The sequence below is a fragment of the Flavisolibacter ginsenosidimutans genome, from assembly GCF_007970805.1.
Taxonomy (GTDB): Bacteria; Bacteroidota; Bacteroidia; order Chitinophagales; family Chitinophagaceae; genus Flavisolibacter; species Flavisolibacter ginsenosidimutans.
Map to the genome: position 1 here is coordinate 3,821,020 of NZ_CP042433.1, position 14,992 is coordinate 3,836,011.

Consider the following 14,992-nt stretch of genomic DNA (forward strand, 5'->3'; position numbering starts at 1 on the left):
TAGGGTTTGTAGTTTGTGGTTAGGCGTATTAACTACAAACACTTTTTTCAAACCACAAACATTAAGGAAAAGAAAATTATAGAAAAGCAGGTTTGTTGAGCGGTAAGCAAAACCACAAACCACGAACTACAAACTACAAACTCAATTATGGCAACTGCTGCGGCAACAAGAACAAATTGGTGGAACGGAGGAAGAAGCCCGTTCAACGTGGAGTACGGCAAGCTGATGATGTGGTACTTTTTAATTAGCGATGCGTTCACTTTTGGCGCACTTCTGATTTCGTACGGCACCATTCGTTTCTCGCAAAACTATTGGGCCAACCCAAATGAAGTTTTTAACGCCTTCCCCGGCGCGGGACATACCAATCTGCCACTTGCGTTTGTGAGCTTGATGACCTTTATTTTGATCATGAGCTCCGTGACCATGGTGCTTGCTGTGCACGAGGGACATCACAACAACAAAAAAGGAGTGATCAAATGGTTGGCCTGGACCATTGTTGGCGGCATCGCTTTCTTGAGTTGCCAGGCTTGGGAATGGACGCACTTAATCACCGGCGAACACGCCGTGTTGGTTGACGGCCATTTATCCGTCATGGGTCAAACAGTAACACACAACCCATGGGGACCTCACGTTAGTGCAGCGCAGGTTGCAGCCGCACTGCCAGGCACGCCACACGATGTTTTGGTTCAATTAGCGCACGGTGCAAACCACACAATGAGCCACGAGCAACTGGAAGCGATGCAATCGCCTCAGTTGATGGACATGGTTAACAAAGCCGTTTCCGCAGGCGAAATGCACGTGCAGGAACCCGGGCCAAAAGCTTACGGCGGATACTTTTATGCCATTACAGGTTTTCACGGTTTTCACGTAACATCGGGTGTTATCATTAACATCATTATGCTGCTGATGACGGTGAACGGCGTTTTTGATAAACGCGGTCATTACCTGATGATTGAAAAAGCTGGCCTGTACTGGCACTTTGTGGACTTGGTTTGGGTATTTGTGTTTCTCTGTTTCTATCTTATTTAATCAAAACAATTAAGCGTTTACAATGGATCAACATCATAGCGAATCGGCAGAAATCACCTTTCACCACGAGCCGGCAACGGGAACGAAGCGCATCTGGAAAACGTTTTGGATACTGCTGGTCATTACGATCATCGAATTAAGCCTGGGCCTGACTATGTACGTCCTTCACGATTTATCAATAGGAATGGTGCTTTTAATCAAAGGTGTCATTGTGATTTTATCGTTGGCGAAAGCCTTTTACATTGTAAGCATTTTTATGCACCTCGGCGATGAATTGCGCAACATGATCATGACCGTCGTGGTGCCGCTCATGCTTTTTGTATGGTTCATAGGCGCCTTTTTATGGGATGGCAACGCTTTCCGTACCATTCGCAACCGTTATGATAAAAGCTTTCAGGAGCAATACGAGCACAAAGGCGTTCAACCGCCTGCCGTAAAACAAGACACAGCCGTTCATCCGTTGCATTGATCACAAATTGCCGGGATTAGGAAATGATTGTCAGGATGCTTTATGCCAAAAACCTCACCACAGGGAATAGAGCATAAGCTTTTGTTAGAGTCCCTTAAATAGCTAAACCGCCGCTTATTTTTGCGGCGGTTTCTTTTTGGCTACGGATTAGCGGGATTTGGGAAAGATTGTCGGGGTTTTAAATCAGTGCTTTCGCGACGACATGTTTTTTTAGTAACCAAACGGTTGAGGAAGTCATCCCAATCATCCTTAAAATAGTCCTGAACATCCGCGATTATGAACAAAACAGCTTTATACGGTTTATTGATTGGCGTGTTTATACCGGTGATGGCTTATTTCGTTATGAAGTTTATTCCCGTAAACGAAATGCCGCACCGGCTGTTTGTTGACAGCATCGAAACCAAAATTGAAGGCGGCAAAGAAACGATGGACACAATCTGGCACAAGGTGCCCGACTTCACACTTACCAATCAATTGGGGCAAAAGGTTTCCTGGAAAGATTTGAAAGGGAAAATCGTTGTGGCCGATTTCTTTTTTACCCGTTGCCCGGTGATTTGCCCGCAAATGACCCGCAACATGAAACGCTTGCAGGACGCTGTGAAGAACAACAACAAAGCAGGCAGCCGCGACGCTGACTTTGTGCAATTCATCTCCTTCTCCGTTGACCCCACACACGACAGCGTACCGGAATTAAAAAAATTTGCCGACCGTTTTCAGATCAACCCGGAAAACTGGTGGCTACTTACCGGCGATAAAAAGCAGATTTACGACCTTGCCCTTAACGGCATGAAACTGGGCATTGACACAACCGAAGTGGATACGGCTTTCATTCACCCGCAAAAATTTGTGCTCATCGACAAAGACCGTGTGCTGCGTTCGCGGCGCGATGAATTTGGCAACGTGCGGTTGTACAACGGTCTTGACTCAAACGACGTAAAGAACATTGCCGAAGACATCATTCTACTTTCACTGGAAAAAGACAAGCACAAAAAGTTTCCCTTGGTAGATGAACTTCCACTGATTGGCGTCGTGATGGGCATTGCCGTGATACTGATAACCTTGATGATGGTGCTGTTTAAAAAGAAGCAAAACCTATGAACCTGACATTGCAGAAGAACGATAGAAAAGCAAGGATGTTGATCGTTGCGTTCAGCGTGGTTATTTTTTTAGCGGTTACCGTTTTGGAAAGAGTGACACTAAACGTGAATCTTGGTTTTGATCCGCACGTGCTGGCGCTGGTGAATGCGGTAATCAATTCAATCGTTTCTGTTTTGTTGCTGGCCGGATTGATTGCCGCGAAAAGAGGCGCTTATCAAACGCACAAAAACATCATGCTCTCGGCCATTATTTTGTCGGTAATCTTTCTTGTTACCTACATCGCCCATCATCTGTTTGCCGGCTCTACGTTGTACGGAGATTTGGACAAGAACGGCAAAGTAGATGCGGCTGAAATCATTGCTGCGGGCGGCATGCGAACCGTTTACCGCATCTTGTTAAGCACACACATCTTGCTTGCCGGCATTTCGCTGCCTTTCATTTTGTTCACAGCTTATCGTGCTTTAATAAATGAAAACGCCAAGCATCGCAAGCTGGCAAAAATAACCTGGCCGCTGTGGTTTTACGTAGCGGTAACCGGCCCGATTGTTTACTGGATGATCAGCCGTTATTATTGATTCCTATTTTTAATTTGTAATTCTTTCCACGGTGTGCTTCCGTCTTTTTCGCGGGTAAATTCAAAAGCATCATCTTCCTGCAAAACAATTTCAGCGGTGGTGTAAACAACGTTGCTGTCGAGCAGGTGACCGCCGATTGTTTTGCCGGTGCTGTCGCTGATGCTCAAATGCAGATGTGAACCGTTTGTTGATACCGTTCCTACTAAACTTACAATTTCAAAATGACCGTCACCCGATGAGCCATTGGGTTGGTTGGCAAACCGGATGTTGTAATGCGTCAGGCTTCCTGCGCAAGTAGCAATCCATCCGGCTTTTATGTTTTGGGCTTTCACGTAGGCTTCAATTTCTTTCTTTAAATCAGCGCCGGGCTTTAAGCGAAGCGGATGCGTTTTAATCATGGATTGTTTACAGGATAAGATGAAAAAGGGCAAAAGCAGCAGAAAATATTTCACGGCGCAAACCTATTGAGTTTGCAGAAACCAACCGCAAGTTTGTTGAAACCAGAATACCCCATTTCGTTTTGCAAGGCGCGAATCCGCAGTTTTCATTAAGAGCTTTGAAATAGATTTGTAGTGGCAATAAGCACAAAGATTTCGCAACACAAACACAGATGGCCATGAACGCAAAGCCAGATAAACAGTTCAGACAAACAACGAACAAAAACACAACGGTACTGATTGTTGTGTTCATTTTGTTATTGGTATTGTTGGCCATTCTTCTGTTCACCTGTCGTCAGCAAAAACTGTCAACGGGAAACAAATACAAACACGACAGCACGCTAAATGCGATGCAAATTCCCGCCGTAAAACCCGCCGATCAAATCATTGAACACACAGGCTATACGCTTTGCTTTGTGCCCAAGTACGAACAAGCTTCCTGGGTGGCTTACGTACTGCGCGGCAATCAACTTCAAGCAGCACATTTTGACCGCACCAACCAATTTATGACCGATCCCCTGGCAAAGCCGCATTCCGCCGATGACGAAGACTACGAAGCTTCAGGTTACGACCGCGGGCATTTGGCCTCGGCTGAAGACATGAGTTGGTCGGCAACAACGATGGCTGAATCGTTTTATTACAGTAACATGAGTCCGCAGGTGCCGGCCTTTAACCGCGGCGTGTGGAAGCGTTTGGAAGAACTGGTGCGTTATTGGTCGTCGGCTTACGACAGTATTTACGTGGTAACCGGTCCTGTGCTTACGGATGGTTTGCCAACGATTGGTCACGATAACGTGGCGGTGCCGCAGTTTTATTACAAGGTTATTTTGGAATACAATCCGCAAGGTGTGCGGGGCATTGGCTTTGTGTTGCCCAACCAGGCTTCGGCCGCTACGCTAAAAAGTTTTGCCGTTTCCATTGACAGCGTCGAGCATTTAACCGGCCTCGATTTCTTTCCCAAGCTGCCGGATGACGTGGAGGGAAAAGTTGAAAGCAATTTGGATGTGAACGATTGGTTGTGGACGCGAAAGAGAGCCAGGCAAGCACAATAAAGTGAAAGAGACCTGCCCTTCGTAAAGAATTCATCGGTATTACTGCATGGCTTCAATTCTGTCTTGCAAGTCTTCAACAAAAACAAAGAAGCGCAGCTTTTCTAACAACAAGGAATGATTGGGAGAACGGTAGAAACCAAGAAGGTCAAGAATGAATGCCTCGCCCATTTCTTTGTACAGGTAAAACAAATCATAGTCAGGGTCACCGATGGCCGCATCCCCAAAATCAATGACGGCCTTTAGCGTTTGGCCGTTTGCATGAAGAAGGATGTGGTCAAGGCTAAAGTCACTGTGCAGCAGCACAGGCTTGTAGTGAAAATTCTCCCTGTTTTCAAAATAAGAACGAAAGCGGCTTTCAACGAATGTTTGTTCATCAGCAGGCAGCGAAGGCAGAAGCCTTTGCTTTATCTCCTTAAAATCTTCGCGGTACACCGCTTCAAAATCGGTTCGCTCTACTTCCGGAACGTTCAATGCCTCAACGTTTATGTGGTGCAAATTGGTAAGAAAGCCCGCAAGCGAAAAAAGCAGTGTCCTTTGTTTTGCAGGGGTTGATGCGTTGTATATTTTTTTGGTGAGAAAGATTCCGGAAAGTTTTTTATGCGCTATAAAAGAAAAGTCCGGCGATACGTATTCCGGAGCAGGAACGGCCACAGACAGAAGCGGCTTTATGACCGGCAAAAGCAGGCTTTCTTTTTTTATTTTTTGTCTGTCGCCTTCTGTTTTTGCAAACCGGAAAAGGTAAGAACCGTTGACCAGAAAAGCTTCGTTGTGCATTCCCTCTCCGGCTCTTTTAAGAGAAAGAATTTTTAGCGGCGTGTGTGTTTCAATGAGGCGGGCCACTTCTTGCTTGCGGAGCATTTCGATTTGTTTTTGTACGGGTTATCGCTTTGCGTGAAAAGTGGAACAAGTACGCTTTTTTCAGCCAATGTCAAGATCGTATTTTGCCAACAGGCCGGCAAGGTTGGCGCTGCTGAACCGTGCTTTTTTTAGTTTGTTTTGCTCGGGGTCCAGTGTGAAATTATATGCCGTTCGAAAATCAGCCTTCTCTAATACCGTGTTTTGAAACAACGCTTTGGCTAAATCACAATCAACAAAAGAAGAGCCGGCAAGGTTGGCGTCGGTGAAGTCCACTTCGTGCAGAGTGCAGTTTTGAAAAACGGTTTTCTTAAGCGTTCGCAGATAGAAAGAAGAAAAACTCAGGTTGCAGTTGCTGAAGGAAACGGTGAAAAGAAAATCATCGCATTCGTAAAAAAGAAGACCGAGCATTTTGCAGCCGGTAAACTTTACGTCATTCAAAGTTGTCTTGGTGAGCTTGGCGTTGCTTAAATCACAGTTCGTAAACGTACAATCCACAAAACGAAAAGAGGAAAGGTTTGCTTTTGCAAAATTGCAGTTGATGAATTCGCAGGCTTCGTATTCGGCGGCGGGTGATGAAGTTGTGAAGTCCTTGTTGGTGAAGGTTTGGTCCTGAATGAGTGCGTTCATCCGGTAAAATTATCGAAACGGGCCGTTGTTGGTTCGCTCAAACGCAAGGCCCAGCGGCATACCAACAACAGCGTAAGCATCCTCAACGTTGCCAGTCTTTTCCGTTTTCTTTTCCAACATGGCGTAGATTGCTGTTTTATCAACTCAACCTTTATGAGTGATACCCGGCAATTTTTCGACGGTATATTCAACAACGCCAAGGTTAACGCCATTCTCGTAATGGACCAAAACGGGCACATAAAAAGCGTGAACGATGCCTTTACCTCGGCTTACGGTTACAAAACAGAAGATCTGCTCGATCAACACTTTCGCATTTTGTTCACCGAAAAAGACCAACTGATTCGCAAACCCGAAATTGAATTGAACATTACGCAACGCGAAGGTTCGAGCACCGACGAAAATTATCTTGTTCACAAGAACGGAACACCCATTTGGGTAACCGGCGAATCGGTGTTGGTAAAAACGCCTGAATCACCTTGTGTTGTTAAAATCATTCACAACATTCACGCACAAAAGCAACTGGAGCGTTACTTATTACATACCTCCGAACTGTTGGAGGGATTATTCGAATCGGTTCAGCAAAGCGGGTTGGTTATTTTGGATGCGCAAATGAAAGTGGTAAAAACAAACGAGCGTTTCAAACAGATGTTCGGCATAACCGAACCGGTAGCAGCCGGCACCAAACTCCGGCAAGTGTCCCATCCTTTCTGGAACGAAAAAGAAATCCACGACGACCTGCGGAATGCAATTGTAAACAGCACGCCCATACAAAAGGTTTACGTTGTTGATAACGGCAATCAAACTTTTCGACGCTTGCACATTGCATCGAAAGCAATCGTTGGCGATGACGGCTCTGACAAGCAAATACTCTTGATGGTAAAAGAAGAGTAAGGAAAATGAGATGGAAGTCTGCGCCTCGACAAGACTTACCTCACTTCGGCCTGTACTTCGCCTCTTCAAATATTTTCTTCGCGGTTGTGTGCAAAATCTGTTGCACACTCATCTTTGGATGATCTCCTTCAAACTTGTTGAGGATGCGCCAGCCAATCCACGGCCCGATATTCCCCGGCGCACCTTGCGGCAATGTTTGCGTAAAAGGCGCTTCGCCGATGTAAGTTTGAATGGTGGTTTGGTCAATGGAAAAAATGTTCTCGTTCTTTGTAATCACGCCCCACACGTTGCCTTCTTCGCGCTGCAGGTCCGTTGTTTGTTGCGCCGTGTAACCGGTGATTAAACTGTCCGGTGCGTCCGGCATAAACTTGTGCATCAGCCACCACTGCTTTCCTTTTTCAATCATCTGTTCAATGAGAGAAGCGCCTTCGGTGCTGTCGGCATAAATATCAGAAGCAACGGCGCGGATGCAGTTCGGAACGATGTAAGCCGGTTCAAAGCGGCGGCGTAAATAATCGGGGTATTGCGAAGGATCGTAAGCCGGATAATCCTTGCCCAAAAACATTTGCAGGCTAATCACCAGCGTGTCGTTGTAATACGTGGTGCCGTAAATCTCGGTAGGGTTTTCAGGATTCAAACTTTCCACCGAGGTAAGCACCACCGGCGGCCTAAACAAAGGAAAATAATGCTTCACGTAGCGAAGGTTGTCATCCAACCCGTTCTTCACGTTATCGAGGTTTGAAAACTTTTTATCCGCCTCAACTGCCAGTGGCTTAATGCCGCGGTAGTATTGCAGCAGCGCCGTCTCAAAGGTGAGGTGTTGCTGTTGCGCAATGTCTCTTACCGGGGCAAAATATTTAAAATAGACCGGCAAAAAAGCCGGGTATTTTTTTTCAACACCTTGCAACGATGCCTGCAACTGCGTCGTGTCCATCGAGAAAAAATCTTTCTCAAATCGTAGCACCGTTACGTTCATTTTAACGTCCGAAACATCGGGTGCACCGTTTTTATTTTTGCACGAAAAGAAGGCAACGAAAAGAAGAAGAGAAATCCAACGCATCATGTCCGGCTTTGTTTTTGAATTATTCGGAACTTTGAAAGTTCAGTATAACCCACGACGATGAAAATTTATTTAGCGCAGCAAAATTATCACATTGGAAACTTTGAGGCCAATACGCAAAAAATAATTGACGGAATTAACAGGGCCAGAGCCGCCGGCGCCGAACTGGTGCTGTTCTCGGAGCTTTGCGTTTGCGGCTATCCACCCCGCGATTTTTTGGAGTTTAATGATTTTGTAAACGCAAGCTATGCCGCTATTGAAAAAATAAAAGAACACGCCGGCGACATCGGCGTACTCATTGGCGCACCCGCACGCAACCCGCTGAAAGAAGGAAAAGATTTGTTCAACGCAGCCTTTCTTCTTTACGAAAGAGAAATTAAAGCCGAGATACACAAAACGCTTTTGCCTACCTACGATGTATTTGACGAGAACCGCTATTTTGAACCGGCCTTTGAATGGAAATGTATTGAATTCAAGGGGAAAAAATTAGCCGTCACCATTTGCGAAGACATCTGGAACCTTGGCGACAACCCGCTGTACCGCAAAACGCCGATGGAAGTGCTGATAAAAGAGGCGCCCGACGTAATGCTCAACCTTTCAGCTTCGCCCTATAATTATGCGCAGGACACGGTACGCAACTCCATTGTAAAAGCGCATACCGAAAAGTATGGAATACCGATGTTGTACTGTAACACCGTGGGCTCGCAAACCGAGATTGTGTTTGACGGCGGAAGTTTGGTGTACGACGCCGAAGGCAACCGAGTGAAGGAGATGAAATACTTCGAAGAAGACTTTGGTTTGTTTGATTTGAACGAGTTGACCAACGGCCCATCCCGACCTTCCCGGTGGGAAGGCCATCATCCGCACGATGCCTCACTTACCGCAGACTCCGCCCCTGTTTCGATTTCTTCTTTAAAAGAACCTGTTGCACCGCATGAAGAAATTATTAGTGGACGAAAAGAAGTCATTGAAACATCGCCAATAAATAATAGGGAGGAAATAAATGCCTCATTGCAAAGCGAGGAGCGAAGCGTTGGTGGCCTTCCCACCGGGAAGGTCGGGATGGGCCGCTCCATTTATTATTATTCCGCGGCCGATGTAGGCAAAGGCTCAGACATCATTGCTTACCTCACCGACGACAAAAACATTGATGAGATTTACCGTGCGCTGATTCTTGGCATCCGCGATTATTTTGGAAAGATGGGTTTTAAAAAAGCAACGCTTGGCGCCAGCGGCGGTATTGACAGTGCCGTGGTGCAAGCCCTGGCGGTAGAAGCATTGGGTAAAGAGAATGTGCACGTGTTGCTTATGCCTTCGCAGTTTTCTTCGGATCATTCAGTGAGCGATGCGGAGCAACTGAGCAAGAACCTCGGCAACCGTTACGACATCGTTGCCATCAAAAATATTTTCGACGCTTTCGAGTCTGACTTAAAACCCATTTTCGGCGACCTGCCTTTCGGCATTGCCGAAGAAAACATGCAAAGCCGCACCCGCGGAAATCTGCTGATGGCCGTAGCCAATAAGTTTGGTTATATTCTTTTGAATACATCTAACAAAAGCGAACTGGCAACGGGCTACGGAACGCTTTATGGCGACATGGCCGGCGGCTTGAGCGTATTGGGCGACTTGTACAAAACGCAAGTGTATGCGCTGGCACGTTTCATCAACCGCAAAACCGAAATCCTTCCCGAAAATATTTTAATTAAAGCACCTTCAGCAGAATTGCGGCCGGGGCAAAAAGATTCCGACAGCCTTCCGGAATACGACGTTCTTGACAGAGTTCTTTACAACTACATCGAGCTTCGGCAAGGCCCCAAGGAAATTATTGCACAAGGTTATGATGCAGCACTGGTGGCAAGAGTGTTAAAACTCGTGAACACGAACGAGTACAAACGCAACCAGTTTTGTCCCATCATTCGCGTGAGCAGCAAAGCCTTTGGCGTGGGGCGGCGATTGCCGATTGTAGCGAAGTATCTGTCCTAGTGTTTTAAGATAACAAGGATGGGATAGGTAGTGCCTCCCAAAACAGTATCGCGTGTGAGTGAAAACTGCGTGGCCGTTAAGGCATAAATTTTTGATTTGCCGTTAAGCAGTGCAAACACGTTATTGCTGATTTGAAGGTTGGCCTCATTATCGGCAAAGCTCCAGTTGAAGGTTGTTGTTTGCGCATCGGTTGTGTTGCATTTGGTTGTGCCTTCGTCTACGATGCCTGTATTGTCTTTCTTAAAACTAAGCTGGTTATCGGTGCGGCAAGACGGTACTAAAGTTGGCAACAGCGCCGAAAAAGAACCGCCCGCATCCACCACGCCGTCGCGGTTGGCGTCAACGCCACCGTCCGCATACGTCCACGCAGAAGAAGTAGCCAGTTCGGTTTTTGTAGGGATGTTGGGATTTATGACGTCAGTCTTGTGACAACCCAGTACGTTTAACATGAATATAGAGAGAACAAACGGCAAAAAGATTTTCATAATTATCGGGTTTGTGTTGGTGTAATTTTGAAAAGGGCAAACTATTTGATAACTGTTGAGCACTAAAATTTCCTATGGCTACTTCCGAGCAGATCAACCACCTGACGAACTTAATTAAAGACCGGCACAATTTAAAGCAAAAGCTCTTTTCCGAACTGGGCAAGATCATCATCGGGCAGGAGAAGATGCTGGAACAACTCACCATTGCTTTGCTTGCCAACGGCCACATTTTGCTCGAAGGCATTCCGGGCCTGGCAAAAACACTCGCCATTAAATCGCTGGCGCAGGCGATACAGGCAAAGTTCAGCCGCATTCAATTTACACCGGATCTCTTACCGGCCGACGTTATCGGCACCATGATTTACAACCAACAGCGCAACGAGTTTGTGGTGCGCAGAGGACCCATTTTCTCCAATTTTATTTTGGCCGATGAGATAAACCGTGCGCCGGCCAAAGTGCAAAGCGCTTTGCTGGAGGCGATGCAGGAACGGCAAATCACCATCGGCGATACAACCTATAAACTGGATGAACCTTTTCTGGTACTGGCTACGCAAAACCCCATTGAGCAAGAAGGCACGTACCCTTTGCCCGAAGCACAGGTTGACCGTTTTTTGTTGAAAGTGATTGTGAGCTATCCAAGCATGAAAGAAGAGCAGCTCATTGTCCGGCAGAACGTAGAAGGCATGACGCAGCCCACCATCAATCCTGTTTTATCAACGCACGAAATTCTGGAATCAAGAAAACTGGTGCGGCAGATTTATATGGACGAGAAAGTAGAGAACTACATTCTCGGCTTAACCTTCGCTACCCGCGAACCGGAGAAACACGGCCTTGAAAAATTAAAGCCCGTCATTTCCTACGGTGCTTCGCCGCGGGGCAGTATCAGCCTTGCTCTCGCATCAAAAGCACAAGCCTTTTTGAACGGTCGCGGTTACGTTACGCCTGATGATGTGCGCAGCATTGCACACAGTGTTTTGCGTCACCGTATTGGTTTAACCTACGAAGCCGAAGCGGAAAACATTACAACGGAGAATGTGATTGACCAATTGTTGCAGAAAGTGAGTACGCCGTAGAAGCGATGACGGATGGTGGATGGCAGATGACAGCGTTTTAATTCAATCAAACTATACTGTTATGAGAAATTATCAAACGCTTGATGTTTGGAAAACGAGCATGCAATTAGTGAAGGAGGTCTACTTGTTGACAAAGGATTATCCCAAAGAGGAACTGTTTGCTTTGACTTCGCAGACGAAACGAGCAGCCACCTCCATTCCAGCTAATATTGCCGAAGGAATGGGCCAGCAATATAAAAAGGACACTGTTCATTTTCTTCATATTGCATGAGGTTCAGATACGAATTGGAAACGCACCTGAACATTGCATTGATGGTAAATATTATTGACACGGAAAAATTTAAAATATTTGAAAGCACGATTGATGAAGTGATGAAACTATTAAGTGGTCTCATAAATTATATGAACAAGGCTGCACTTAAATAGCCGTCATCCATCATCTTTCATCCGTCATCATGGCTACATTAAAAGACATACTCAAAAAAGTTCGCCAGCTTGAAATTAAAAGCAAGCAGCTTACGAGCAATTTGTTCTCGGGCGAATACCACAGCGCCTTTAAGGGCAAGGGCATGTCGTTTAAAGAAGTGCGGGAATACGCGGCCGGCGATGACATTCGCTTTATTGACTGGAACGTATCGGCACGATTTGGTACGCCGTTCAGCAAAGTGTTTGAAGAAGAAAGAGAATTAACGGTGATGTTGCTGGTGGACGTGAGCGCCTCGTCCTTGTTTGGAACGGTAAACGCATCAAAGAAAGACATCGCCACCGAAATTGCCGCTGTGCTTACCTTTTCGGCCATCAACAACGGCGACAAAGTGGGTGTTATTTTTTACAGCAACAAAATTGAAAAATACATTCCCGCAAAAAAAGGAAGAGATCATGCGCTGTTCATCATTCGCGAACTGCTTTCGGTTTCTGCGTACAAAAAAGCAACGGGATTGAACACGGCGCTTCGTTATTTTACCAACATCAACAAACACAAAAGCACGGCTTTTATTTTGAGCGATTTTATTGACACGAACTATGCAGACGCTTTGCGTGTGGCCGCTTCGCGGCACGACATCATTGGTGTAAAAATCTGGGACAAGATGGACAAGGATTTACCGAAGATGGGAATGCTGCGAATTGAAGACGCTGAAACAGGCGAACAGGGCTGGGTAGATACCTCCAGCGCTTACGTGCGCCACGAATACCAGAAAGAGTTTTTTGCGCAAACCGAATACGCCAGCCGCACCTTCAAGCGCAGCGGCTCCGATCTTTTGCACGTGCGCACCGACGAAGACTACGTAAAAATCCTGCAGAAATTTTTCCTTTCCCGAAACAAAAAATGAGAGAGAACAACACCCACGGAGACACGGCCCATCCCGACCTTCCCGGTGGGAAGGCCACCAGCGCTTCGCTTTACGCGGCTCGCTTGTCAACAACTCAAATAAAAAAAAGGAGTTGCCGAAAAGCGTGGGTCTGTGTGTTGTTGGCCTTCCCACCGGGAAGGTCGGGATGGGCTGCATTTTTTACATTTTGCATTTTACATTTTTCATTTGCACTCCATGCACAAGACGTCCGCTTCTCCTTCGACAAACAAAAAATTTTACTGGGCGAGCAAATTCAGATGAAAATTGAAACCTTGCTGGGAACGAACGAACGCAGAGTGCATCTCGACAGCATTTTTTCACCCGACAGCCTGCCGCATTTTGAAGTGCTCGACCGTGGCAAAATTGATACGAGCCGCGTAGCCGAAGGCGTTTATTTAAAACAAACCGTCACCATCACCAGTTGGGACAGCGGCAGTTGGACGCTGCCCACCGTGAACCGGGCCGGTAAAAGTTTGCAACCCACAACCATAGAAGTCAGCTACACCTCACCCTGGGACCCGAAGCAACCTTACCACGATATCAAAGGCATTATTCCGGTAAAAGATCCGGGCCGTTCAACCTGGTGGTGGTACGTGGTAGGCATCGTTGTGCTGATTGCCTTGTTTATGCTATTCTTTCCGCCCGGCAAAAAGAAAGAGGAGACAACGATCGACAGCGGCGCTTACAAAAAAGCTTTGCAACAATTGGAAAAACTTCAAAAAGAAAACCTCGCTTCAACAAACGTCAAACAATACTACACGGAGTTGATAAACATTTTCAGAGCGTATCTCAAAGGCGCCAAAGGCATCCAATCCTTTTCAAAAACAACGGATGATTTGAGCATTCAACTGCAAAGCCTGAAGATGTCGCAAACAGGCTATAACAACCTGGTGCAAACGCTGCGTTTGAGCGACCTCGTAAAGTTTGCGCAATACAAGCCCGACAGCTCTGCAAATAGCGAAGCCTTTAACGTAATCAAAGAAAGCATTACTGCCATCGAACAACATGCTGTATAACTACTTTCAAAATATCAGCTTTGCGTATCCATGGTTGTTGCCGCTGCTTGTTGCCGTGCCGGTTCTTGCATGGATTCATTATTCTTCGCTGCGAAAGAAAAAGAGCAGTTTCACCGTTTCATCGGCACAGCATTTTAAGCACCGCACGGCAAAAAATTATTTGATCAACCTTCCGTTTTGGCTGCGCTTGCTGGCGCTTGCTTGCCTGCTGCTTGCGTTGGCCCGTCCGCAAATTCGCGACGTGCAAAGCCGTAACAAAGGCGAGGGCATTGACATCATGCTTTGCCTGGACGTAAGTACCAGCATGTTGTCGCGTGACTTCTCGCCCAACCGCATCGAAGCCGCTAAAGAAGTGGCCATTGATTTTGTGAACAGCCGTCCCGTTGACCGCATTGGCCTTGTAGCTTTTTCGGGTGAGAGTTATACCCTGTCGCCGCTCACCACCAATCACGATCTTATTCTTCAGCAAATAAAAAGTTTGCGCTGTGGCATGTTGCAGGACGGAACGCTGATTGGCGAAGGCCTGGCAAAATCGGTGGAACGTTTGTCCTCCGTTGGCGCAAAAAGCAAGGTGGTGATTTTGATGACCGACGGAAAAGAAGAGCCGCCAAAAACCCGCATCATTGATCCGTTGATGGCTTTGCAAATTGCGAAAGCAAAAGGGGTAAGAGTTTACACCGTAGGCATGGCCGGCACGCCGGAACAACAACGTGCCAATGCCGGTGTGTTGGGCACGACCTCCAACCTTGATGACGCCTTGCTGCAACGCATTGCGCAGGAAACCGGGGGCGCTTATTTTAAAGCAAGAGATAAAGAAACGCTGCAAGTCATTTATTCGCAAATTGACCGCCTGGAAAAATCAAGCTTCGAACGCATCACCAAAACACGGGTAGAAGAGCAATACTTTTATCTGTTGATAGCGGCCCTGTTCTTTCTACTTTTGGAAGCGCTTTTGCGGTACACGTACTTGCGCACATTTCCTTAATG

General features: G+C 46.5%; 17 protein-coding genes. 12 read left to right on the top strand and 5 right to left on the bottom strand.

Annotated elements, in window-relative coordinates:
* Positions 1-147: 147 nt before the first annotated feature.
* The 4 genes from FSB75_RS16190 (at position 148) to FSB75_RS16205 (ending at position 3,171) form a co-directional block, all read left to right on the top strand.
* On the top strand, positions 148-1,029 hold the full coding sequence (locus FSB75_RS16190; protein ID WP_146789621.1) for a cytochrome c oxidase subunit 3: 882 nt from the start codon (positions 148-150) through the stop codon (positions 1,027-1,029).
* 22 nt (positions 1,030-1,051) lie between these two features.
* Positions 1,052-1,498 (top strand): cytochrome C oxidase subunit IV family protein, encoded by a 447-nt coding sequence (locus FSB75_RS16195; RefSeq protein WP_146789623.1) that lies wholly within the window; start codon positions 1,052-1,054, stop codon positions 1,496-1,498.
* 276 nt (positions 1,499-1,774) lie between these two features.
* Positions 1,775-2,596, top strand: a complete 822-nt coding sequence (locus tag FSB75_RS16200) for an SCO family protein (protein ID WP_146789625.1) — start codon at positions 1,775-1,777, stop codon at positions 2,594-2,596.
* A complete protein-coding gene (locus tag FSB75_RS16205; protein WP_146789626.1) occupies positions 2,593-3,171 on the top strand; it encodes a DUF420 domain-containing protein in 579 nt (192 codons plus the stop codon). Before FSB75_RS16200 ends, FSB75_RS16205 begins: the two co-directional genes overlap by 4 nt.
* Here FSB75_RS16205 and FSB75_RS16210 read toward each other — a convergent pair.
* Positions 3,165-3,623, bottom strand: coding sequence for a PPC domain-containing DNA-binding protein (locus tag FSB75_RS16210; protein WP_227990609.1), 459 nt, complete (start codon positions 3,621-3,623; stop codon positions 3,165-3,167). The genes FSB75_RS16205 and FSB75_RS16210 overlap by 7 nt on opposite strands.
* 164 nt (positions 3,624-3,787) lie before the next feature.
* Here FSB75_RS16210 and FSB75_RS16215 point away from each other — a divergent pair, with 164 nt between their 5' ends.
* The gene (locus tag FSB75_RS16215; RefSeq protein WP_172623183.1) at positions 3,788-4,660 is read left to right on the top strand and encodes a DNA/RNA non-specific endonuclease; all 873 of its coding nucleotides are present in this window, start codon (positions 3,788-3,790) and stop codon (positions 4,658-4,660) included.
* A 39-nt stretch (positions 4,661-4,699) separates the two neighbouring features.
* Here FSB75_RS16215 and FSB75_RS16220 read toward each other — a convergent pair whose 3' ends face one another.
* A complete protein-coding gene (locus FSB75_RS16220) occupies positions 4,700-5,518 on the bottom strand; it encodes a phosphotransferase family protein (protein WP_146789630.1) in 819 nt (272 codons plus the stop codon).
* Positions 5,519-5,578: 60 nt separating this feature from the next.
* The gene (locus tag FSB75_RS16225) at positions 5,579-6,145 is read right to left on the bottom strand and encodes a pentapeptide repeat-containing protein (protein WP_146789632.1); all 567 of its coding nucleotides are present in this window, start codon (positions 6,143-6,145) and stop codon (positions 5,579-5,581) included.
* Positions 6,146-6,298: 153 nt separating this feature from the next.
* On the opposite strand from FSB75_RS16225, the gene FSB75_RS16230 reads away from it, so the two are divergent.
* Entirely contained in the window at positions 6,299-7,036 is a 738-nt protein-coding gene (locus FSB75_RS16230) for a PAS domain-containing protein (protein ID WP_146789634.1), read from the top strand.
* A 40-nt stretch (positions 7,037-7,076) separates the two neighbouring features.
* Here FSB75_RS16230 and gldB read toward each other — a convergent pair whose 3' ends face one another.
* Positions 7,077-8,099, bottom strand: a complete 1,023-nt coding sequence (gene gldB / locus FSB75_RS16235; RefSeq protein ID WP_146789636.1) for a gliding motility lipoprotein GldB — start codon at positions 8,097-8,099, stop codon at positions 7,077-7,079.
* Positions 8,100-8,156: 57 nt separating this feature from the next.
* On the opposite strand from gldB, the gene FSB75_RS16240 reads away from it, so the two are divergent.
* Positions 8,157-10,079 carry an NAD+ synthase gene (locus tag FSB75_RS16240; protein ID WP_146789638.1) on the top strand — a complete coding sequence of 641 codons (1,923 nt, stop codon included), beginning with the start codon at positions 8,157-8,159 and terminating at the stop codon, positions 10,077-10,079.
* On the opposite strand, the gene FSB75_RS16245 is transcribed toward FSB75_RS16240, so the two are convergent.
* Positions 10,076-10,564: a hypothetical protein gene (locus FSB75_RS16245; RefSeq protein WP_146789640.1), complete on the bottom strand. Its 489-nt coding sequence runs from the start codon at positions 10,562-10,564 to the stop codon at positions 10,076-10,078. The two genes, FSB75_RS16240 and FSB75_RS16245, sit on opposite strands and share 4 nt — an antisense overlap.
* Positions 10,565-10,638: 74 nt before the next feature.
* On the opposite strand from FSB75_RS16245, the gene FSB75_RS16250 reads away from it, so the two are divergent.
* The 5 genes from FSB75_RS16250 (at position 10,639) to FSB75_RS16275 (ending at position 14,990) form a co-directional block, all read left to right on the top strand.
* A complete protein-coding gene (locus tag FSB75_RS16250) occupies positions 10,639-11,637 on the top strand; it encodes an AAA family ATPase (protein WP_146789642.1) in 999 nt (332 codons plus the stop codon).
* Between the two features lie 61 nt (positions 11,638-11,698).
* Positions 11,699-11,908, top strand: a complete 210-nt coding sequence (locus FSB75_RS22250; protein WP_172623184.1) for a four helix bundle protein — start codon at positions 11,699-11,701, stop codon at positions 11,906-11,908.
* Between the two features lie 184 nt (positions 11,909-12,092).
* Positions 12,093-12,968 (top strand): DUF58 domain-containing protein, encoded by an 876-nt coding sequence (locus FSB75_RS16265; RefSeq protein ID WP_146789648.1) that lies wholly within the window; start codon positions 12,093-12,095, stop codon positions 12,966-12,968.
* A gap of 278 nt (positions 12,969-13,246) precedes the next feature.
* Positions 13,247-14,005 (top strand): hypothetical protein, encoded by a 759-nt coding sequence (locus FSB75_RS16270; RefSeq protein WP_146789650.1) that lies wholly within the window; start codon positions 13,247-13,249, stop codon positions 14,003-14,005.
* Positions 13,995-14,990 (top strand): vWA domain-containing protein, encoded by a 996-nt coding sequence (locus FSB75_RS16275; protein ID WP_146789652.1) that lies wholly within the window; start codon positions 13,995-13,997, stop codon positions 14,988-14,990. Before FSB75_RS16270 ends, FSB75_RS16275 begins: the two co-directional genes overlap by 11 nt.
* The last annotated feature ends 2 nt before the right edge of the window (positions 14,991-14,992 follow it).